This window comes from Bacillus sp. ISL-46 (assembly GCF_018613205.1).
Window position 1 is genome coordinate 40,101 of the sequence record NZ_JAGGQR010000004.1, and the last position, 20,029, is coordinate 60,129.

The window sequence follows — 20,029 nt, forward strand, 5'->3', positions numbered from 1 at the left end:
GATTCCCAACTCCTCTTTTATAGCCAAGGCTTAGTGACCGCCTAAATAAGCATTTCTAATTTGATCGCTTTGATTTAGCTCTTCAGCTGTACCTGAAGCAACAATTTTTCCGGTCTCAATGACATAGGCACGATCGGCAATCGATAACGCCATATTAGCATTTTGCTCTACCAATAAAATGGTTGTCCCAGTTTTATTGATTTCCTCAATAATCTTGAAAATAGTTTTTACTAATATCGGCGCAAGACCCATGGAAGGCTCATCTAATAGTAATAGGCGCGGTCTAGCCATTAATGCGCGGCCCATGGCGAGCATTTGCTGCTCTCCCCCTGAAAGGGTACCAGATAACTGCTTTCGGCGCTCCAGCAAGCGAGGGAATAGCTGATAGATCTTTTCAAAATCTTCTTGAATGCCTTTTTTATCTTTCCGTAAATACGCACCTAATTCTAGATTTTCCTCAACCGACATGTTTGAGAAAACACGGCGGCCTTCTGGTACTTGTGAAATCCCTCGTTTAACAATTAATTGAGGAACCTTGCCCTCCACATGTTCATCTTCAAACAATACTTCACCATTTTTCGGTTTTAGTAAACCTGATATGGTTTGTAAAAGTGTACTTTTCCCAGCACCATTGGCGCCAATCAGTGTGACAATTTCTCCTTGATTGATCTCGAGAGAAACTCCCTTCAATGCATGGATATTTCCATAATAAACATTAATATCATTTACTTTTAGCATTAGGAGACCTCCTCTCCAAGATAAGCTTCGATGACTTTTGGATTATTTCTAATTTGTTCAGGTGTACCATTGGCAATTAATTGACCATGGTCAAGCACATAAATTCGCTCACAGACCCCCATAACGAGAAGCATGTCGTGTTCAATTAATAGGATCGTTAACGAAAATCTCTCACGAATTAACGCGATTAAATTCATCAGTTCTTCTGTTTCCTGTGGATTCATGCCGGCAGCCGGTTCATCCAGAAGCAATAATTTAGGATTAGCAGCTAATGCCCGGGCAATTTCAAGGCGACGCTGCTGACCATATGGTAAGTTTTTTGCTTTTTCATGCATCACATTTTCGAGCTTAAAGATTTTTAAGAATTCAATCGCCTTTTCTTCCATTTCCTTCTCACCGGAAAAGTGGGAAGGGAGGCGTAAAATAGAGCTCAGCATCGAATGCTTGGCCAGCGAATGATAGGCTACCTTTACATTATCGAGAACCGACAGTTCACTAAACAAACGAATGTTTTGAAATGTCCGGCTGATTCCTTTTTTGGTAATTTTATACGGCGCTAAGCCATTTAGTTTTTCGCCATCTAGCGAAATGCTTCCCTCGGTTGGAACGTAGACACCTGTAAGCAAGTTAAAAAACGTCGTTTTCCCGGCACCATTTGGGCCAATTAAACCGACAAGTTCACCCTGATTTAATTCCAGGTTTACATCCGAAACAGCCTTTAAGCCGCCAAAACGGATCCCGGTATTTTCTACTTTAAGCAACTTTGTTTTTTCGTTCATTTTTGCACTCCTCCTTTAGCGGCTTTACCAGCTTTAAAGAATGAGGTAATCTCTCTCGTTCCTAGCAATCCTTGTGGTCGGAAAAGCATCATTGCAATTAAGACAAGACTGTAAACAACCATCCGAACCTCTGGATAACTGGAAAGGTAGGTCGAAATAATTGTTAATAGGACCGCTGCAATAACCGCTCCAGACATACTTCCAAGCCCGCCTAATACAACAAAAATTAAAATATCAAATGATTTCAAAAAGCCAAAGTTAGTCGGCTGAATGATATAAAAGTTATGCGCATATAAGGCACCGGCAATTCCGGCAAAAAAGGCACCGATGGCAAAAGCTGTAACCTTATAAAAGGTTGTATTGATCCCCATTGCATCTGCAGCTATTTCATTTTCTCTAATTGAAACACAAGCTCGTCCATGTGTCGAGTTGGTAAAGTTCACAATCACAATGATGGTTAGCAATACACAAGCAACCAGCCATGGCCACGTTGTTAAGTGGGAGACTGTCATCCCGCTTGCCCCACCGACATATTCAATATTTAAAAAGACTATTCTTACAATCTCTCCAAAGCCAAGCGTGGCAATGGCAAGATAATCTCCTTTTAATCTTAGTGTCGGAATCCCTATAATGAGCCCCGCCACTGCGGCTGCCAATCCGCCAACAAGGATGGCCACTGGAAAGGGCAGGCCCAATTTCATGGTCATGATCGCTGAAGCGTAAGCTCCAACGGCTAGGAAACCAGCATGTCCAATTGAAAATTGCCCTGTAATCCCAATAATTAAATGGAGACTTGCGGCAAGGATAATATTAATTCCGATAAAAAATAGTGTGTTTACATAAAACTGGTTCAATGACCCGCCAGTTATTAAAAATTGCATGACGATTGAAAATATAACGGCTAGAACGATTGAGGTCCAGAAAAACTTCGCTTGTTTTAAAATTGCCATCGCTAAAAGACCCCCTTAAACCTTTTCCCTGATATTTTTACCAAATAAACCTGCTGGACGGAAGATTAAGATTAAGATAAGAACGACAAATGCTACGGCGTCACGCCATAGGGAGTAGCCTGCTGCACTAACAAGTGACTCGATTACACCCAAAACTAAACCGCCAGTCATCGCCCCAGGAATACTCCCGATTCCGCCTAAAACTGCGGCAACAAACGCTTTAAGTCCTGGGATAATTCCCATCAAAGGCTCAATTTTTGTATAGTAGACACCAAAAATAACTCCGGCTGCACCAGCAAGGGCAGAACCAATCGCAAAAGTTGCTGAAATCGTGTTATTCACATTGATTCCCATTAATCTTGCGGCATCCATATCGTGTGATACGGCTCGCATGGCTTTACCAATTTTTGTTTTATGAACGATAAATTGTAGTAAAATCATTAAAATTAACGAAGTTCCTAAGATAAGTAAGGACTGACCGCTAATTTTTACCCCAAAAAGCTCTAAGCTCTTTATTGGAACGATTCCATCCGGATAGGCTTCCGGCTGGGCACCACGAATATAAATGGTACCATACTCAATAAACAACGAAACCCCAATTGCGGTAATAAGGGCCGCAATTCTAGTTGCATTTCTAAGAGGCTTATAAGCAATCCTCTCGATTAAAACACCAAAGATGGCACAGGCCACCATGGAAATAAGTAATGCTGGGAAAAATCCTAAATCTAAAATAGTAATGGAATAAAACCCTATAAATGCACCAACCATGAATACATCTCCATGGGCGAAGTTAATCAGTTTTACAATACCATAAACCATTGTATACCCTAGAGCAATTAATGCATAAATACTGCCCAAGGATATTCCATTTACAAGCTGCTGTATTAATTCCATCTGTCTTACACTCCTTTGGACCGACTTCACGTATCTTTTTTTAAATACAATTAAACAAAGTTTGCATGTTGGGAAACTTGCATTTCTTTTATAAAGTGGAATAGGGAGACATCACGCTCCCTATCCCTCTGGCAAACTATAAAATTTTGCTAGCTAAAGTGCCTAGACAAGGCGCTTCCGCTTTTCTTTAAGGATTGATCTTTGTCTTAAATTGTTGTTCTCCGTTTTTGTACTCAAGGATAACAGCGGCTTTGATTGGATCATGGTTTTTATCAAGCTTCACTTTTCCAGAAACAAGTTCTAATCCATCTGTTTCAGCGAGTGCCTTCTGAATTTTGTTAGAATCACTGCTTCCAGCACGTTTAATCGCATCCGCAAGGAAGTATACTGTGTCATAACCTAGAGCTGTAAAGGCATCCGGAGATTTACCGTCGTATTTTGCTTTGAACGCTGCAACAAAGTCTTGAACCTTCTTTTCACTATCACCTGATGAATAGTGGTTTGTAATAAATGTGTTATTCAGTGTATTTGCTCCAGCGATTTCTACTAGTTTAGGAGAGTCCCAACCGTCACCACCCATGATTGGCACATTTAAGCCAAGCTCACGAGCTTGTTTGATAATTAAACCTACTTCTTCATAAAAGCCAGGAACGAATATATATTCTGGTTTTGCTGATTTTATATTTGTTAAGGTTGCACGGAAATCTGTATCCTTCGCCACATAGGCTTCTTCTTTAACAATTTTTCCGCCATTTGCCTCAAAATTCTTTTTAAAAGACGCAGCAAGACCTTTAGAGTAATCGCTTGAACTATCAATCAGAACAGCCGCACTCTTAACCTTTAAATCATTGGAAGCGAAATTTGCTGCAACTGTACCTTGGAATGGGTCAATGAAGCATGTACGGAAGACAAAATCATTTACCTTTCCATCTTTATTTGTGATCGTTGCGTTTGTTGCCGTTGGTGTAATTAATGGAATTTTATTATCTTGAGCAATCTGCACTTGTGCTAATGTGTTTGTACTTGTTGCCGCACCGATCATCGCAACAACTTTATCCTGAGTGGCAAGTTTTAGAGCACCATTTGTAGCCTCTGCTGCATCTGACTTATTGTCAACTGTCACTAATTCTAATTTTTTGCCATTAATACCTTTTTTGTTGATCTCTTCGATTGCTAACTCAATACCTTCTTTGGCAGATTGGCCATAAGAAGCTACTCCACCCGATAGTTCTAGGTTCGCACCAATCTTAATTGTGCCTCCTTTTTCCCCATCGCTACTAGCACTTGAATTACATCCTGCCAACACACCTGCCGCAACCATAAACGACATAAAGATACCAGCCAATTTCTTTTTCCTCATGATTTACCCCCTGTTTTTTGAAAAAATTTTCCCAATCGCCTTTGTCTAACTGTTTTAAAAAAAGATAATATTCTGAAAACATTGTACAAAATATTTGGGGGTTCGTCTAGTGGTATTATACATTATTTTAAGATAATTTGCAATATAGCAAATATATGGATTTTACCCACTCAAAAGACTTTATTGCACTAAAGTTAAAAAGGATTTATATGAAAAGGGAAAATAAATTTTTTTTTAAAAATATTTTGGTTAAATATGATTCAATGTTCTATATATAAAAAAAGAGACTCCGCTATAAAGAATCTCTTTAGACTATTTATTATGCTAGTTCTGTATTTTTTGTTTCTTTTCCCAATACGAAAACGGCGATTGCTCCAATTAAGACAGAAATACAGAAGATCATAAAGATGGTTGAAATCGATACTTGCTGTGCGACAAGATTACCGACTAATAAGGGTCCTAACACGCCGCCAACTCTTCCAATCGCTGCTGCCATACCAGAGCCTGTACCACGCATGATGGTTGGATATTGTTCAGGGGTATAAGCGTAAAGACCTCCCCAAGCACCTAGGTTAAAAAATGATAATAGAATTCCTGAAGTCATCAACAGAGCAGTCGATTCTGCTGCCCCAAAGAAATAGGCACTCACTGCTGTACCAATTAAATAGACAACTAAAACGAACTTACGGCCGAATTTTTCAATAAACCAGGCAGCTGTAAAATAACCGGGGAGCTGCGCTAACGTCATAATTAGCACATATTCAAAGCTTTTAATTAAGCTGAATCCTTTCATAATCATTACACTTGGAAGCCATAAAAACATTCCATAATAGGAGAAAACTACACAAAACCATAAGATCCAAAGCATCGTTGTTTGGCGCCTGTAATCCTTTGAAAATAAATTCCTCATGCTTTGGAAGACTGAAATTTTTTCCTTGTCCTTTACTGCCGTAAAACGGGGTGAATCCGGCAGCCCCATGCGTAGGTATAATGCATATAAAGCTGGAATGGCACTAATAAGTAATGCCACTTGCCAGCCAAACTTTGGAATAATGAAATAAGAGATAACTGCAGCAACTAGCCAGCCTCCTGCCCAAAAGCTCTCAAGCAGAACCACAATCCTGCCGCGCTTTTCGGCGGGGACACTTTCTGATACGAGTGTGGAGGCAACAGGAAGCTCTCCTCCTAAACCAGCGCCGATGAAGAATCTAAACACTAAAAAGGCGGTTAATGTGGTGGTCATTGCGGAAAGCCCGCTCCCAATGGAAAATAATAATAACGTGATGATAAATACATTTTTGCGTCCAACTTTATCTGCCATTAAGCCAAAAATAAGTGCACCAACGGCCATCCCAATGGAATTGACACTTCCAATCCAACCCATCTGCCCAGGAGTCAGCTCCCATTCTACTTTTAAGGCTGCAATGATAAAAGAAAGCATGCCGACATCCATGGCATCAAACATCCAGCCCATCCCGGCAATGCCAAGCAATCTTCGGCCTGAAATTTCCTTTTTGTTTTTCATGTGGATCCCCCTAAGTTGTAGCTATTTTTTTACATTATTCCCTAATTTTCTTTACTTTAGGTATGAGAATAATCGATTAACCATAAGTATTCTAGCAGGTGTCTTTACAGTTGTCATTAATAATTTACTTTATTTTGGTAGAGGGGGGCGTCCTTTGCTAGAAGAGTACATTGAGGTCGTTAGATAACGTTATAGCAAGTTTCCATTTACCCTAAAGCATAAAAAGGCGCTCCCTCGGTAAATGAAAGAGCGTTACATTTACCCTAAAGTATAAAAAGGCGCTCTCTCGGTAAATGAAAGAACGTTACATTTACCCTAAAGCATAAAAAGACGCTCTCTCGGTATATGAAAGAGCGTTACATTTACCCTAAAGCATAAAAAGGCGCTCCCTCGGTAAATGAATGAACGCCCATCAACCATATGTATTGACTAAAAGAAGAGACTGAACCTCCCCAGTCTCTCCTTCAATACCTAGCCATCCAAACCCGTTTCCACATTTTTGAACTGATTAAAAAACATATTGTAATATTTGCCTTGCTGCCTCATTAATGTATCGTGGTTTCCAGTCTCGATAATTTCCCCATGGTCAATGACCATGATGGTGTCAGCATCGCGAATTGTATTGAGGCGGTGGGCAATGATAAAGCTGGTTCGGTTCTCCATCAATGTGAGCAGGGCTTCTTGAATATGGAGCTCAGTCCTGGTGTCAATGCTGCTCGTCGCTTCATCTAGGATCAGCAGGGCGGGCTTAGCTAAAATGACTCTCGCAATCGCCAGCAGCTGCCGCTGTCCTTGGCTTAGATTGCCGCCATTTTCAGACAAGACCGTTTCATATTGGTTAGGAAGCCGTTTGATAAAACTATCGGCATTGGCCATCTTCGCCGCGCGTTCCACCTCATTGTCCGTTGCCTTCGTATTTCCATACTTAATATTTTCCTTGATCGTCCCTGAGAATAAATAGGTATCCTGGAGGACAAATCCAAAGCATCTTCTTAAGCTGTCCCTTGTGTATTCCCGAATATCATGGCCATCAAGGAGAATTCTTCCGTCTGTCACGTCATAAAATCTTGTCAGGAGATTTACAATCGTCGTTTTTCCAGCGCCGGTTGGTCCGACGAAGGCCGTACTGCTGCCGATATCCGCTTCAAAGCTGACATTTTTTAGAATCGGCACTTCCGGATGGTAACCAAAACTTACATTCTCAAATATGACATGTCCTTTTGGGTTTTCTAAGGCGATTGCCTCTGGCAGATCTTCTGGCTCCTCTTGTTCATCGATGATTTCAAAGACACGTTCGGCCCCAGCAACGCCAGACTGAAGAATATTGAAAATATTCGCCAGGTCATTAAGCGGCCTGACAAATTGCCTGGAGTAGGTGATGAAGCTGGCAATTGCCCCAATCGTGATGATGCTTTTGACCGCAAGGATTCCTCCAACCACCGCGACCACTGCAAAGCCAAGGTTATTAATGACGTTCATGATCGGCATCAAAAATCCGGACCAAATTTGCGCCTTGAGGCCGACCTCACGCAGCCTCGTATTGACCACTTCAAATTCTTCGATGACCTTTTCCTCGTGATTAAAGGCTTTGACAATTTCAATTCCAGAGATTGTTTCCTCAATATGGCCATTTAATATTCCCAGCTCCACTTGCTGGTTTTTAAACAGGACACTCGTCCGTTTGGCAATCGTTTTTGTGAGTAAAAAGACAAGCGGTACGGTTATTAAGCTTGCTAATGTCAAGATAGGGCTCAATAGTAACATCATCATTAATGACCCGGTAATGATGACCACCCCGGACATTAATTGCGTCGTTGATTGCGAGATTGTATTACTAATATTATCGACATCGTTTGATAGCCTGCTCATTAACTCACCGTGTGAACGAGAATCAAAAAAGGATACGGGCAGCTTTTGTAATTTTTTAAAAAGGGCATCCCTTAAGCTTTTGACAATTCGCTGGGAAACGCCGGCCATCAGCCATCCTTGTAAAAAGGTTAACAGGCTGTCAGTCAGATACGCTGCGACCAAGATCCAGATCATCATCTCAAGAAATCCAAAATCTACTTTTCCACCATTCATTCGCATCGCATCTATCGCTTTTCCAATCAGTAAGGGGGCAAGCAGCATCAGGGCTGCGTCCATTACAATAAAAATAAAAATAACCGTGAGCATTTTTCGTTCTTTGCCGAAATATTGCCAAAGTCTTTGCAATGTCCCTTTAAAGTTCTTAGGCTTGACAACAGGCCCACGGCGTTGGGCTCCGCCAAAACCGCCTGGTCTCATCGGCGGCGGGGCAGGGGGAGTATTCCCAGTCTGTACGTTTCCCTTTGACACTACGGATGCACCTCCTTGCCGACTTGAGATTGGTAGATTTCCTGATAAACACGGCAATCCTTCAATAGTCCCTGATGTGTACCAACCCCAACAACTTCGCCGCGGTCGAGGACGACGATTTTATCGGCATCGATAATCGAGGTGATCCGCTGGGCAATCAATAAACAGGTAAGCCCTTTAGCATATTTCTTCAAGGCCTCCTTGATTTTCGCCTCGGTTGCGACGTCAACGGCACTTGTACTATCATCTAATATCAAAATTTCTGGTTTCTTTACTAAGGCTCTAGCAATGGAAATCCGTTGCTTTTGTCCGCCGGAAAAATTGACGCCCCCTTGGCCAATCCTTGTTTGGTAGGCTTCCGGTGACCTCTCAATAAAATCATGTGCCCCGGCCATTGTCGCGGCCGTAACCACTTCTGCATCGGTTGCCTCTTCATTACCCCAGCGAATATTTTCCGCGACACTCCCCGTAAACAAAATATTCTTCTGGGGCACGATCGCAATTTTCTCACGTAATTTCTTCGGACTGACCTGTTTACTATCAACACCGTCTACTTTAATCGTACCGCCCACCGTATCGTAGAAACGGGGGATGAGTCCGACAAGCGTGCTTTTCCCTGATCCTGTTGAGCCGACGATTCCTACTGTCTCTCCAGGCAGGATGGTAAGATTAATATTTTTTAAGATTGGCTCGCCTGTTGCTTGTTCATAGGAAAAAGAAACATTTTCAAAGTCGATTCGGCCTTTTTCAATAGAATTTAACCTAAGTTCCTCATTCCAAGAAACGTTATCCGCTTGAGAAAATACCTCATCGATTCTCCCTGCCGAGGCCTTTGCTCTGACAAACATCGTAAAAACCATCGAGATCATCATCAATGAAAATAGTATTTGCGTCATATAGTTGATAAAGGCAATAATATGGCCGACCTGAATACCGCCCGTATTCACACCATTGCCGCCGATCCAAAGGACAACAACAATCCCAAGATTAACGGTGAGCATAATGGCTGGACTGAAGGAGGACATCAGTCGATTTGCTGAAATGGCTTGATTTTTATATTGGTCATTTACCTTCGTAAACTTACCAACCTCGACATCAAAGCGATTAAACGCTTTCACAACTCGGACCCCGGATAGGTACTCCCGCATGACACTATTCACCCGGTCCAATCCATTTTGAACACGGGAAAAGAGGGGAAAGCCCAATCTCATATTAAAGATGATTAATAGCGCAACAATTGGAACCACAACCGCCAGGACCACGGAAAGCTGCAGGTTTAACCGTGTGGCCATAATCAAACCGCCAATGGCTAGCAACGGGGCTTTGACAAAAACCCGCATCAATCCATTAACAAACACCTGAACTTGGGTCACATCATTCGTCAATCTGGTAACAAGGGAGGCGCGGTCAAATTTATCGATGTTTTTAAACGAAAGTGTTTGAATTTTTTTGAATAAGTCCGACCTTAACTCCGTCCCGAAGTTTTGTGAAACAATACTAGCGACTACACTTCTGGTGGAAGCAGCGATTGCTCCACAGGCCGTAATCAGCAGCATCAATCCGCCCATTTTCAAAACATAACCTATATCCTTGTTGGCCACACCTTCATCAATAATTTTCGCCATTATGGTTGGCTGCATCAAATCACTAATCGCCTCAATGGTAAGGAATAAAACCGCTATGCTAAAAGATTTCCAGTACTTCTTTATGTATTTTGATAAAAACTTCATTCGCTCACCCCAGCCTCTCGGAAATCCTCTCTAGGAATATTATAATTTTTTTACTTCGATTAACCAACTAATTGACCTGCAAACGTAAAGGGTTATTTCGAAGGCTTTTTTGGGATTAGCATCGATTATTCCATAAAAAAAGGGCCCACTTTTGAAATGGGCCTCGAGCATTTATAGACTATTTTTGAACCGGGCTAAACTCATGAACCCACACGCGCATTTGCGGCAACCATGGCATTCCAGGATGAATACTTAGAATCGATTGTTTATAGGCTTCCACATTTTCGAAGCCCTCACGGCGTGCATCTTCATCCGTTAATTCACCTAATGACTGGGAATAGACACGGTCTACCACAAAGTCACGGCCTTCCAATGTCATGATTTCTCCAGGATCCGCATAGCGGCCATTCCGGCGCGTCGCTGTTTTTTCACCTGAAAGTACCTTCTTTACATCTCCTTCAAGTGTGACTAAGCGTTCCACAGAACAAGTCTTTGGCGGCAAGGTATTGTTTTCATTTTGTGTTGTCATTCGCTTCTCCTCCTATTTCTAATTCATTTACCTATATTATCACTATCGTTATCATTAAATCCATTTTCAAGGAGAATTAAACAACCTGTCCGCCTTTATCATGGTATTTAATAATTCCTTCAGCCGCACGGTAGGCTAAGGCACCAACGGTATCTGTCGGATTATAGCCAGAGTTATGCGGAAATGCGGATGCTCCCACCACGAACAAATTATCGACGTCCCACATTTGCAAATAATTATTGACGGCCGAGGTCGTCGGATCATTCCCCATAATCACACCGCCCGTGTTGTGGGTGGATTGATAGGTGGTGATATCATATGGACCTAAATCTTTCATCGCATCGATATGGTCTGCTCCCATTTCTTTAAGAATCCCTTCACATTTGGAGGCAAGGAACTTGGCCAGCTGCCGATCTTGATTTTCGAAATCAAACGTAATCCGTATTAAAGGGTCCCCATAAGCATCTTTATAACTTGGATCAAGGTCTAGATAGTGATGTTTAAAAGGCATCGAAGAACCTTGGGCACCTACTGATAGATAGCGGTTGGCATATTTGACTGACTTTTCCTTGAACTCTTTCCCCCATGTAGGCTTGCCTCCAGGAACTGGGTTATTTTGAATCGGTCTTAAACCTGTTTGACTGAGAGAAACCATCCCTCCATGAATAAAGCCAACCTTGGAGTGATCAAAATTATCACCATTATAATCATCCAATACCATTCCGAGCGAACCGGCCCCTGCAAACGTATTAAATTCTTTATCATCAAAAAAGCCAATGGCATTCCCTTTGATTACTTGATAGGCATAATTTTTTCCAATCACGCCTTTTCCTGTGCCTGGATCGTAAGGATTGCCCACATTCGACATTAATAACAGGCGAATATTATTGAATACATAGCTTGTTAAGACGACAATATCAGCTGGCTGTTCAATTTCCTCACCTGTGGTCACATCTGTGTACATAACGCCGGTGACCTTATTCCCTGTTTTTAAAATTCTTCTAACATTGGAATGGGTTCTAATTTCAAAATTCCCCGTTTTGTTCGCGACAGGAATAACGGTTACGACCGGATCGGCCTTTGCTCCATATTCGCAGCCAAAGCGCTCACAGTATCCGCAATATTGACAGGCTGATCTTGCGATTCCATCTGGATTTGTATAGGATTCAGAAAGGTTAGCAGACGGCATCATATAGGGATGGAGTTTCAATTTTTTCGCAGCCTCCTCAAACATTTGCAATGGAGGCGACTTTTTCATCGGTGGAGTTGGATACTTACTTGATCGTTTTCCAGCAAGCGGATTTTCCTCCCCTGAAATACCAGTAAGTTTTTCAAATTTATCATAATAGGGCTCGATTTGATCATAGGTAATTCCCCAATCTTGAATCGTCATTCCTGCAGGAATTTTATTTTTGCCATACCTCTCAACCGTCTTACTATAGATTTCAAAATCATACGGCAAAAAACGAAAGGTCTGCCCGTTCCAATGGACACCCGAACCCCCTAATCCATCTCCAAGCAGAAACGAGCCATATTGTCGCATCGGAAGTGCGCGGATTTTTTCATTTCCTCGGAAAGTAATCGTTTCTTTAGACAGATCTTGCATCATTCCATAGCGCAATGCATACCGTAGTTCATCATGGACCATAAAGTAATCTTCCGTTTTTCTTTCCTTACCTCTTTCCAAACCGACCACTTTCAGTCCTTTTTTGGTCAGTTCAGACGCAATGATTCCGCCTGCCCACCCCACGCCAATAATAACTACATCTACCTTTGGTAATTTCCTCACCATCGTTTCCACCTACTTTCTTAGTGATTCATATGGGATTTTAGACTTTGCGGTTTAACTTCCTTAAAATCCTTGTCAATAATGTCTGTATATGCCATTTGACTGCCAGGATATTTCTTCATTTTCCAGCCGTCCATATTTTTATTTCCACCGTATAATGGATCACTATAAGCGCCTTCTAGTGTGGCGCCCCTAAGCATTTGAAAAAATCCACTCGGAGAAATTGTTGTTAAGTTTACTTTATCCTCCTCAAAATCTTTCAGAATAGCATCCTGTTCTTCTTCTTTTAACTCAGTGAAGTTTTTCTTATAGACGGTCATACTGTGATTTTGAAGTTCCCTCAGCCCAATATCAAAAATATCTCTGCGCCTTAACCGTCCCTGGTAGCCTTGAACCTTTTCACCTTTGAAAAAGGGTGCCTGCATATATTCCCTTGCATTAAAGCCCCAATCACCTGCCAACTGATGGTCTATAAAAAAGGCCACGCCAAGCGCCTTTGCTCCCGGTCCATGGTCATCCTCTGGAAAAATCCGTTCTGTTGCTGCTTCGGTCATTCGAAATTGTTCAGGCGTAAAATACATTAAAGCCTGATTAAAATTTTCTGCTTTTGTCTGTGTTACTTTTTCCTCTTTTTTACGATTTAAAGGGAGCAGACTGCCCAAGACACCACCAACAGCTAGACCACCCACGGTGAAACCGGTATTACGAATGAATTTCCTTCTAGATAACGATTCTGGGTTTTCCTTGTTTTCTTCAGCCATCTTTTATACCTCCAGTATTTTCAACATTATTCTCTTTTAATAAATACTTTTCTCAATATGTTCCGAAATATTCCATTCATAATTAGAAAATTCATGGGGAAAATACATTTTAAAAAAGGAGGCTATTTTTTATGTTTAAACAAAAATGGAAAATCTGGGGGTTACCGTTTGCTGCCTTATTATTGTTGTCGGGATGTTCAGCCCAAAACGGAGTGAACGGAAATGAGGTCGGGGCTGCAGAAAATCTTGACTATCATGATCCGGCTGTTAATAAAAATGGGAATGTCCATGAACATCAGAATAGTCCAAATGTCGTTCCAAGTGTGGACAGAACTAAGAAGGAAACCACAAACAAAAATGGTCAAACAACAGGAGGGGTTGGAACGAATGTCTATAGCTTGATTGGCAGTTCCAGCCTCCATGACGGCGGGATTTCCTCCCATTTGGAATCCCGATTATCTGGTGAGGGGATTCCAGGTATTAAGGTATTTGTCTTAGATGACACCATTATTCTGGCAAGAGCACAACCGGAAGTGACCTCGACTCGCTATGATGAATTACAAAGCAAGGTGTTAAAAAACACCGCTGGAGAATCTGGAACCGGTAATCTCGATGGGGTTGACCCTTCGAAGTTGAATAACGATGACAATTTAGATCGAGCCAAAGAATTGATGGATAAATCCTTTAATGGCCATGTTCAAATTTTAACAATTACAAACCCAAAAGCATTGCCGCTCATTGATGGAATAAAGGCAAATATTAAGTTAGATACTCCTTCCTATAGCAAGCTTTCAAGCGATATCAATACCCTTGTTAAAATGACGCGGGAAAAATAGTCTCAAAAGGAAAGGCCTGACAAAAGTCAGGCCTCTCATTATGCATTTAAATCCTTCTTTTTATAAAAAGTGAAGGTCACTACTAATAATGCGGCAATGATAATCGCGGATATGACGATGAAAATCGCCTCGAGTCCACCGCCAAACATCACATTTTTTGCATCAAAATATTTAAAGGGGGTGAAGTATTTCATGCCTTCAATGTTCTCATTCAAATCAATCGCAATCGATAACATATACGTAAGTAGAAGGATACCAGTTGCTAGAGATGGAGCCGTTTTCGGTTTCTTTTTTACAGCCGCAAGCGCGCTCCCGATGACCAGAAACAAGACCTGTAAAATAAACATGCCTGCCATGGTAAGGGCGATATCACCATTAACCGCTTCACCTGTGCGGTTGTATTTCCCTACCAAAATAATCAACGAACCCCAGGTGACAAGATTGAAGATGACAATATTCGTGAAGGCAGCCAATAATTTTGCGCTAATAATGGTATTTCTGGAAACTGGTTTGACAAAGAGAAACTCCGCTGTTTTGTCTCGTTCTTCTTTGGCAATAATTGAAGCTCCGAGCATTGCTGCATGGATCGTCGCCATTAATAATAAATAAATATACAGCAAGGAATAATAACCGCTAATCTTCGATAAATCGACGACACCGAAACCCATGACTGCCTTCATCGATTTAGGCAGATCTGCAATCAGATCATTGATCGATTGGCCCGATGAGGAATAGGCCTCATATTTAGCCATGCCTGATGCCACCATGAGGAAGACACCAATGCTCCAAAATATCAGCGACTTTCGATAAGATTTCAGTTCTTTTAAAAATATATTCATAACCAAACCCCTCCATTTCGCAGCTATACAGCGTGGATATCCTTTTTGAGATAAACAAAATAACTCGCCGCGATGGCCAGAATGATAATAACGGCGCCAGCCACTAAAAAGGATGCTTCATAGCTTTCATGTTTGATGATATAGGTGGTGTCAAAATACTTAAACGGCGAAATATAGCGTTTTGCTTCCTCACCTGTTGTGGTGCTAAACATCCCCAGAAAATAGAACGCAAAGACGGTTGTAAGGGAGACGGTCAATACCGACTTAATCTTAGGGACAATCACCGACATAATCACCCCTAAGGCTAGGAAAATCAGCTGGATAAAAAACATCGTGAGTGAAAGCATAATAAGTACCTTCAGGCTAAAGTCATCTGTCTTAACTTGAAATGCCAGGATGATGGTTACAGCTAGATAGATAATATTAGTAATGATGATCGAGACAAAGGCTGCCATCAGTTTCGCTGTTAGAGCAGTCTTCCGGGTAACAGGCTTCGTTAATAAAAAATCGGCTGTCTTTTCGCGGACTTCCTTACTGACAATGCTCGTGCCAAGATTCATCCCCTGAATTGCCCCACATAACGTAATGAATGACAACGGGAAGCAATAGAAACCTAGAATGGTAAAGAAATTCCCAAGGTTAAACCCGATCGCATTCCTGATAGCTTCCGGATAACCCTCCATGATTTTTTGGAAATCTTCTGCATCCTTAGCAAAGGCAGGATAGAAGGACATAAATAGAGCGATGATCAACACTAACGATACAGACCAAATAATCGTCGACTTCCGATAAGCCTTCAATTCATGAAAAAAGATATTCATAGTCTTAGGCCTCCTTTTCGTAGTAATGCATAAAGATCTCCTCAAGGTCTGGCTCTTCAATCCACAGATTCACAAGTTCAATGTCAGCAATCTTTTTCAAGATGGCATTGATGTTTCCTCTAAATAAAAAGCTAGTCGTCGTGTCCTTAACTTCTAAATTATTGACGCCGCTGATGTTGAAGCAGCTTGGATCGAGCGGTGCTTTCGTTTCAATTTTGAACTTTTTATAGTTGTTTTCTTGTAAGGTACTAATCTTTTCAACCGTGACGATTTTACCTTCTTTAATGATCGCAACACGGTTACATAAGCGTTGAACCTCGCTAAGGATGTGAGAGGAAAAGAGGATCGTCACCCCTTTTTTGTTCTCTTCCTCTAAGAGTTCAAAGAATTTTTGCTGCATGAGCGGGTCGAGTCCGCTCGTTGGTTCGTCAAGGATAATCAACTTTGGCTCATGGAGAAGTCCCTGAACAATGCCAACCTTCTTTTTATTTCCCAGGGAGAGATCATCAATTTTTTTATTGAGATCCAAATCCATAATTTCCGCCAATTCCTTGATTCGCTTACTGCAATCCTTTTTATAAAAACTAGCTGAATATTTTAATAGGTCCTTTACTTTCATATTGTCATAGTAAAAAACTTCAGAAGGCAAATAACCGATTTCTTTTTTAATTTCAGGTGCAAATTGAACACAATCTTTGCCAAAAATAGTCGCGCTGCCGCTGGTTGGGTAAATGAGAGACAAAAGGGTCCGGATCGTGGTTGATTTACCGGCGCCGTTTGGCCCAATGAAACCAAAAATCTCGCCTTCTTCGACATGAAAGCTAATGTCCGTGATCCCCCTTGACTTGCCATACGTCTTTGTCAGATTGTTTATTTCAATTACATTCATCGTGACAGCCTCCTATTTGTAGAAACATTTAATCAAAACCTCAAAATACTCCTCTGCTTCGGCTTGGATCGCTTGATAATTAATCTCGTGGGTTGGCGACAACTTGGCTTTTTCAATCGCTTCATCACTCATCTTTTCAAACGTCCAGTTGATGATTTTTATGATTTTTGTCAGATCGACATCATCTCTAAATTTGGAAAAATCAATCCCCTCATACGCTTTTTCCATATTGATATGTGTCAGTTCTGATTTTTTTTTATCAAATTCAACCTTTATTTCAGAAGATTCCTCCAAAAATACCTCTTGGATAAACTTAAAGATATCTGGATACGTCCCAAGCATTTCCGCTTTGATCTTGATGGCATGCCGCATACGCCTAAAAAAGTCAGTCTCTTGGAAATTAATTTTTTTGTAAAATTCGTCGGTAACGAGTTCGTAACAATAATCAAATAAAAATAAGAACAACTGCTTTTTGTTCTGAAAATAATGAAACAGCAATCCCTTTGAAATACCCGCCTCTTTGACGATTTCATTGGTCGATGCTCGGTCATATCCTTTCTCAGCAAATTCCTTTATGGCAGCATTTATGATTCGGTCTTGTTTTTCTTTATCTAAGTTGAGAAATTTTGAAAACATTGTCGTGGCCCTCCTTTTTCGGCTATTGACCACATCAGTCAACCACATTGTACGACCGTTGACTCATTCGGTCAATATCGGTTAAGCCCTATTTTTTTACAAAATTATGAAATAGTTGTTTGAATTATAGTATGACCTTTGGGGACGTGCTACGATGCAAGATGACGGGTAGATTTTAAGGAGGTGATCGAAGATTATTATTAAAGACAGAGATGGATCATTGACGTTAGAAGGTTTGCTTGCAGCTCAGCAGCGGTTATCAGCTGGCCATTCGCTCCAGCCAGTACTGGCAGCTAAACGAGCATCCGTTGAGGCGGGTATTGGCGGGGAGGAAAGGGTAGCTGACGTCTTCCGGAAGCACCCATTTTCAGCTGAACACCACATTTTCCACGACTTATCTCCCGCATGGTCCGAAAATTTTCAAATGGATACGTTTGGGCTGACTCCTTGGGGTGGCGTGGTTTTAGAGGTAAAAAATATTGGCGGAAGCCTGGAGTTCAAGGACAATCCTCCTCAATTAATCCGAACACGGGAGGATGGACACAAGGATGGTTTTGAGAATCCTGTTGTCCAATTGGAAAGAAATCGTGGGTTAATTAGTGATTGGTTTCTGAATCGAAACATCTTGCTCCCAATCTACGGGGCAGTCGTTTTGGCTTACCCGAAACAAATGGTTACCGTTCCTCCTGCAAAGACTAAAATCTTGTTCCCCAGCTTAATCCCCTCATTTATGAAAAGCACCCCACAACAAGCAAATAAGTTGGACCAAGAAACCTTTCATTGGCTGTCTGCCGAACTCCTAAAAAGTCATCAACCGTTTATCCCAAAACCGATATGCGCAGCCTACGGTATTCCTTTCGGGGATTTTCGCTCTGGGGTGAGGTGCTTGACATGCGGTAGGTTTGGCATGGTGAAGCTGCCCCGGACCTGGTGCTGCCCATATTGTGGAGCGAATGATCATCTTGCCCACCTTAGGACTTTACGAGAGTGGTTTTTGATTTGTAATAGGACCATCACGAATAAGGAATGCCGGGAGTTTTTGGGGGTTGATGATATTTACACAGCCAATCGTATATTGAAGGGTATGAATCTGATGAACACAGGAGGATTTCGGTACCGTTCCTATGAAATGGATTTTAGTAAAAATAGGTAAATGTTACTCAAAAGGGCTTGGGGACCCTATCTGCAAGTTAGAGCACTCTATCCGCAAGTTGGGACTCCATCCGCAAGTTGGAGCACTCTATCCGCAAGTTGGCTCACTCCATCCGCAAGTTGGCTCACTTGCGCCTTCGATCTAATTTGAAAAACGTGTAACCGCTCTCTCATAGTGATATGATAATCATGAATTCATCCAAAAAGGGGAGTGTAGTGCAATTGAAAAACGAACTCATTGAAAGATTTACTTCCTATGTAAAAGTGGACACACAATCCAATGAAAACAACGAAAATTGTCCATCAACAGAGGGGCAGTGGACATTAGCCCGCATGCTTGTCGAGGAATTACAAACAATCGGGATGCAAGAAGTTACCATCGACGAGAACGCATACGTGATGGCGACCTTACCGTCAAACACAGAAAAAGAAGTGCCCACCATCGGCTTCCTGGCCCATGTCGACACTGCCACGGACTTTACCGGAAAAGGAGTTAACCCGCAGATCGTCGAAAATTATGATGGCAACGAAATCGTCTTAAACGAGGCGCTAAAAGTTGTGATGTCTCCGAAGGATTTCCCAAGCCTACCCGACTATAAAGGCCACACCCTAATCACAACAGACGGAACCACATTGCTTGGAGCGGACAACAAAGCTGGCATCACTGAAATCATGACAGCAATGGCGTACCTGATTAACCATCCGGAAATTAAGCACGGTAAGGTCCGCGTTGCGTTCACCCCAGATGAGGAAATTGGCAGAGGTCCACATAAGTTTGACGTTGCGGCCTTCCATGCGAAGCATGCTTATACCGTCGATGGCGGTCCGCTAGGGGAGTTAGAATACGAGAGCTTCAACGCGGCAGCGGCGAAAATCACGATCAAAGGCAACAATATTCACCCCGGTTCCGCAAAAGACAAAATGGTCAACTCCATGAAAATTGCGATGGAATTACATAGCCAACTCCCAGCACAGGAAGCACCAGAACATACTGAAGGATACGAAGGCTTCTTCCATCTGCTATCATTCAATGGAGATGTTGAACTAACAAAACTCCACTATATTATCAGAGATCATGACATGGAAACTTTCAAGTCGAGAAAAGTGTTGATCGAAAACATCGTCAATGGACTCAAGGCCAAATATGGCACAGACACCATCAACCTCGAACTGAACGATCAATATTACAACATGGGTGAAAAAATCAAGCCGGTCATGGAAATTGTCGACATTGCCCATGAGGCGATGGTGAACTTGGACATTATGCCAATTGTCAAACCAATCCGCGGCGGCACCGATGGCTCCCAGCTTTCTTACATGGGACTGCCAACACCAAATATCTTTACAGGCGGCGAAAATTTCCACGGCAAATTTGAGTTTATCTCCGTGGATAATATGATCAAAGCTACCAACACCGTCATTGAAATCATCAAATTAACAGAACAAAAAGCGTAAATCACACAA

General features: G+C 41.8%; 18 protein-coding genes. 3 read left to right on the plus strand and 15 right to left on the minus strand.

The genetic code is table 11. From position 1 onward, the window contains the following. Window positions 1-30 precede the first annotated feature (30 nt). The 11 genes from J7E67_RS01630 to J7E67_RS01680 form a co-directional block, all read right to left on the minus strand. Window positions 31-738, minus strand: a complete 708-nt coding sequence (locus J7E67_RS01630; protein WP_214716131.1) for an ABC transporter ATP-binding protein — start codon at window positions 736-738, stop codon at window positions 31-33. Then, complete coding sequence (locus tag J7E67_RS01635; protein WP_214716133.1) at window positions 738-1,517, minus strand: ABC transporter ATP-binding protein; 780 nt, start codon at window positions 1,515-1,517, stop codon at window positions 738-740. The genes J7E67_RS01630 and J7E67_RS01635 overlap by 1 nt, the downstream gene beginning before the upstream one ends. Next, on the minus strand, window positions 1,514-2,467 hold the full coding sequence (locus tag J7E67_RS01640; protein WP_214716135.1) for a branched-chain amino acid ABC transporter permease: 954 nt from the start codon (window positions 2,465-2,467) through the stop codon (window positions 1,514-1,516). The genes J7E67_RS01635 and J7E67_RS01640 overlap by 4 nt, the downstream gene beginning before the upstream one ends. Before the next feature lie 15 nt (window positions 2,468-2,482). Continuing rightward, on the minus strand, window positions 2,483-3,361 hold the full coding sequence (locus tag J7E67_RS01645) for a branched-chain amino acid ABC transporter permease (protein WP_214716137.1): 879 nt from the start codon (window positions 3,359-3,361) through the stop codon (window positions 2,483-2,485). 187 nt (window positions 3,362-3,548) lie between these two features. Further along, entirely contained in the window at window positions 3,549-4,721 is a 1,173-nt protein-coding gene (locus tag J7E67_RS01650) for an ABC transporter substrate-binding protein (RefSeq protein ID WP_214716139.1), read from the minus strand. Window positions 4,722-5,040: 319 nt separating this feature from the next. Continuing rightward, window positions 5,041-6,246: an MFS transporter gene (locus tag J7E67_RS01655; protein WP_214716141.1), complete on the minus strand. Its 1,206-nt coding sequence runs from the start codon at window positions 6,244-6,246 to the stop codon at window positions 5,041-5,043. 471 nt (window positions 6,247-6,717) lie between these two features. After that, on the minus strand, window positions 6,718-8,532 hold the full coding sequence (locus J7E67_RS01660; protein WP_214730840.1) for an ABC transporter ATP-binding protein: 1,815 nt from the start codon (window positions 8,530-8,532) through the stop codon (window positions 6,718-6,720). A gap of 50 nt (window positions 8,533-8,582) precedes the next feature. Beyond that, complete coding sequence (locus tag J7E67_RS01665) at window positions 8,583-10,313, minus strand: ABC transporter ATP-binding protein (protein ID WP_214716143.1); 1,731 nt, start codon at window positions 10,311-10,313, stop codon at window positions 8,583-8,585. Between the two features lie 178 nt (window positions 10,314-10,491). Continuing rightward, the gene (locus tag J7E67_RS01670) at window positions 10,492-10,842 is read right to left on the minus strand and encodes an ASCH domain-containing protein (protein WP_214716145.1); all 351 of its coding nucleotides are present in this window, start codon (window positions 10,840-10,842) and stop codon (window positions 10,492-10,494) included. A gap of 76 nt (window positions 10,843-10,918) precedes the next feature. Further along, complete coding sequence (locus J7E67_RS01675) at window positions 10,919-12,634, minus strand: GMC family oxidoreductase (RefSeq protein ID WP_214730770.1); 1,716 nt, start codon at window positions 12,632-12,634, stop codon at window positions 10,919-10,921. Window positions 12,635-12,651: 17 nt separating this feature from the next. After that, on the minus strand, window positions 12,652-13,392 hold the full coding sequence (locus J7E67_RS01680) for a gluconate 2-dehydrogenase subunit 3 family protein (RefSeq protein WP_214730772.1): 741 nt from the start codon (window positions 13,390-13,392) through the stop codon (window positions 12,652-12,654). Between the two features lie 131 nt (window positions 13,393-13,523). Between J7E67_RS01680 and J7E67_RS01685 the strand changes: the two genes are divergently transcribed. Further along, complete coding sequence (locus tag J7E67_RS01685) at window positions 13,524-14,228, plus strand: hypothetical protein (protein ID WP_214730774.1); 705 nt, start codon at window positions 13,524-13,526, stop codon at window positions 14,226-14,228. Between the two features lie 38 nt (window positions 14,229-14,266). Here J7E67_RS01685 and J7E67_RS01690 read toward each other — a convergent pair whose 3' ends face one another. From J7E67_RS01690 to J7E67_RS01705, 4 genes are read right to left on the minus strand one after another with little or no spacing between them, the layout of a single operon-like run. Beyond that, on the minus strand, window positions 14,267-15,067 hold the full coding sequence (locus J7E67_RS01690; RefSeq protein WP_214730776.1) for an ABC transporter permease subunit: 801 nt from the start codon (window positions 15,065-15,067) through the stop codon (window positions 14,267-14,269). A 23-nt stretch (window positions 15,068-15,090) separates the two neighbouring features. Next, complete coding sequence (locus J7E67_RS01695; protein ID WP_214730778.1) at window positions 15,091-15,888, minus strand: ABC transporter permease subunit; 798 nt, start codon at window positions 15,886-15,888, stop codon at window positions 15,091-15,093. A gap of 4 nt (window positions 15,889-15,892) precedes the next feature. Then, window positions 15,893-16,777, minus strand: coding sequence for an ABC transporter ATP-binding protein (locus tag J7E67_RS01700; protein WP_214730780.1), 885 nt, complete (start codon window positions 16,775-16,777; stop codon window positions 15,893-15,895). 12 nt (window positions 16,778-16,789) lie between these two features. Further along, window positions 16,790-17,413, minus strand: coding sequence for a TetR/AcrR family transcriptional regulator (locus J7E67_RS01705; protein WP_214730782.1), 624 nt, complete (start codon window positions 17,411-17,413; stop codon window positions 16,790-16,792). A 220-nt stretch (window positions 17,414-17,633) separates the two neighbouring features. Between J7E67_RS01705 and J7E67_RS01710 the strand changes: the two genes are divergently transcribed. Continuing rightward, entirely contained in the window at window positions 17,634-18,566 is a 933-nt protein-coding gene (locus tag J7E67_RS01710) for a nuclease-related domain-containing protein (protein ID WP_251026506.1), read from the plus strand. Window positions 18,567-18,787: 221 nt separating this feature from the next. Continuing rightward, the gene (gene pepT, locus J7E67_RS01715; RefSeq protein WP_214730784.1) at window positions 18,788-20,020 is read left to right on the plus strand and encodes a peptidase T; all 1,233 of its coding nucleotides are present in this window, start codon (window positions 18,788-18,790) and stop codon (window positions 20,018-20,020) included. Window positions 20,021-20,029 lie beyond the last annotated feature (9 nt).

Excerpts from the sequence above, each read along its gene's own strand:
- J7E67_RS01630 (WP_214716131.1), bottom strand. The coding sequence starts at position 738 with ATGCTAAAAGTAAATGATATTAATGTTTATTATGGAAATATCCATGCA.
- J7E67_RS01635 (WP_214716133.1), bottom strand. The coding sequence starts at position 1,517 with ATGAACGAAAAAACAAAGTTGCTTAAAGTAGAAAATACCGGGATCCGT.
- J7E67_RS01640 (WP_214716135.1), bottom strand. The coding sequence starts at position 2,467 with ATGGCAATTTTAAAACAAGCGAAGTTTTTCTGGACCTCAATCGTTCTA.
- J7E67_RS01645 (WP_214716137.1), bottom strand. The coding sequence starts at position 3,361 with ATGGAATTAATACAGCAGCTTGTAAATGGAATATCCTTGGGCAGTATT.
- J7E67_RS01650 (WP_214716139.1), bottom strand. The coding sequence starts at position 4,721 with ATGAGGAAAAAGAAATTGGCTGGTATCTTTATGTCGTTTATGGTTGCG.
- J7E67_RS01655 (WP_214716141.1), bottom strand. The coding sequence starts at position 6,246 with ATGAAAAACAAAAAGGAAATTTCAGGCCGAAGATTGCTTGGCATTGCC.
- J7E67_RS01660 (WP_214730840.1), bottom strand. The coding sequence starts at position 8,532 with ATGAGACCAGGCGGTTTTGGCGGAGCCCAACGCCGTGGGCCTGTTGTC.
- J7E67_RS01665 (WP_214716143.1), bottom strand. The coding sequence starts at position 10,313 with ATGAAGTTTTTATCAAAATACATAAAGAAGTACTGGAAATCTTTTAGC.
- J7E67_RS01670 (WP_214716145.1), bottom strand. The coding sequence starts at position 10,842 with ATGACAACACAAAATGAAAACAATACCTTGCCGCCAAAGACTTGTTCT.
- J7E67_RS01675 (WP_214730770.1), bottom strand. The coding sequence starts at position 12,634 with ATGGTGAGGAAATTACCAAAGGTAGATGTAGTTATTATTGGCGTGGGG.
- J7E67_RS01680 (WP_214730772.1), bottom strand. The coding sequence starts at position 13,392 with ATGGCTGAAGAAAACAAGGAAAACCCAGAATCGTTATCTAGAAGGAAA.
- J7E67_RS01685 (WP_214730774.1), top strand. The coding sequence starts at position 13,524 with ATGTTTAAACAAAAATGGAAAATCTGGGGGTTACCGTTTGCTGCCTTA.
- J7E67_RS01690 (WP_214730776.1), bottom strand. The coding sequence starts at position 15,067 with ATGAATATATTTTTAAAAGAACTGAAATCTTATCGAAAGTCGCTGATA.
- J7E67_RS01695 (WP_214730778.1), bottom strand. The coding sequence starts at position 15,888 with ATGAATATCTTTTTTCATGAATTGAAGGCTTATCGGAAGTCGACGATT.
- J7E67_RS01700 (WP_214730780.1), bottom strand. The coding sequence starts at position 16,777 with ATGAATGTAATTGAAATAAACAATCTGACAAAGACGTATGGCAAGTCA.
- J7E67_RS01705 (WP_214730782.1), bottom strand. The coding sequence starts at position 17,413 with ATGTTTTCAAAATTTCTCAACTTAGATAAAGAAAAACAAGACCGAATC.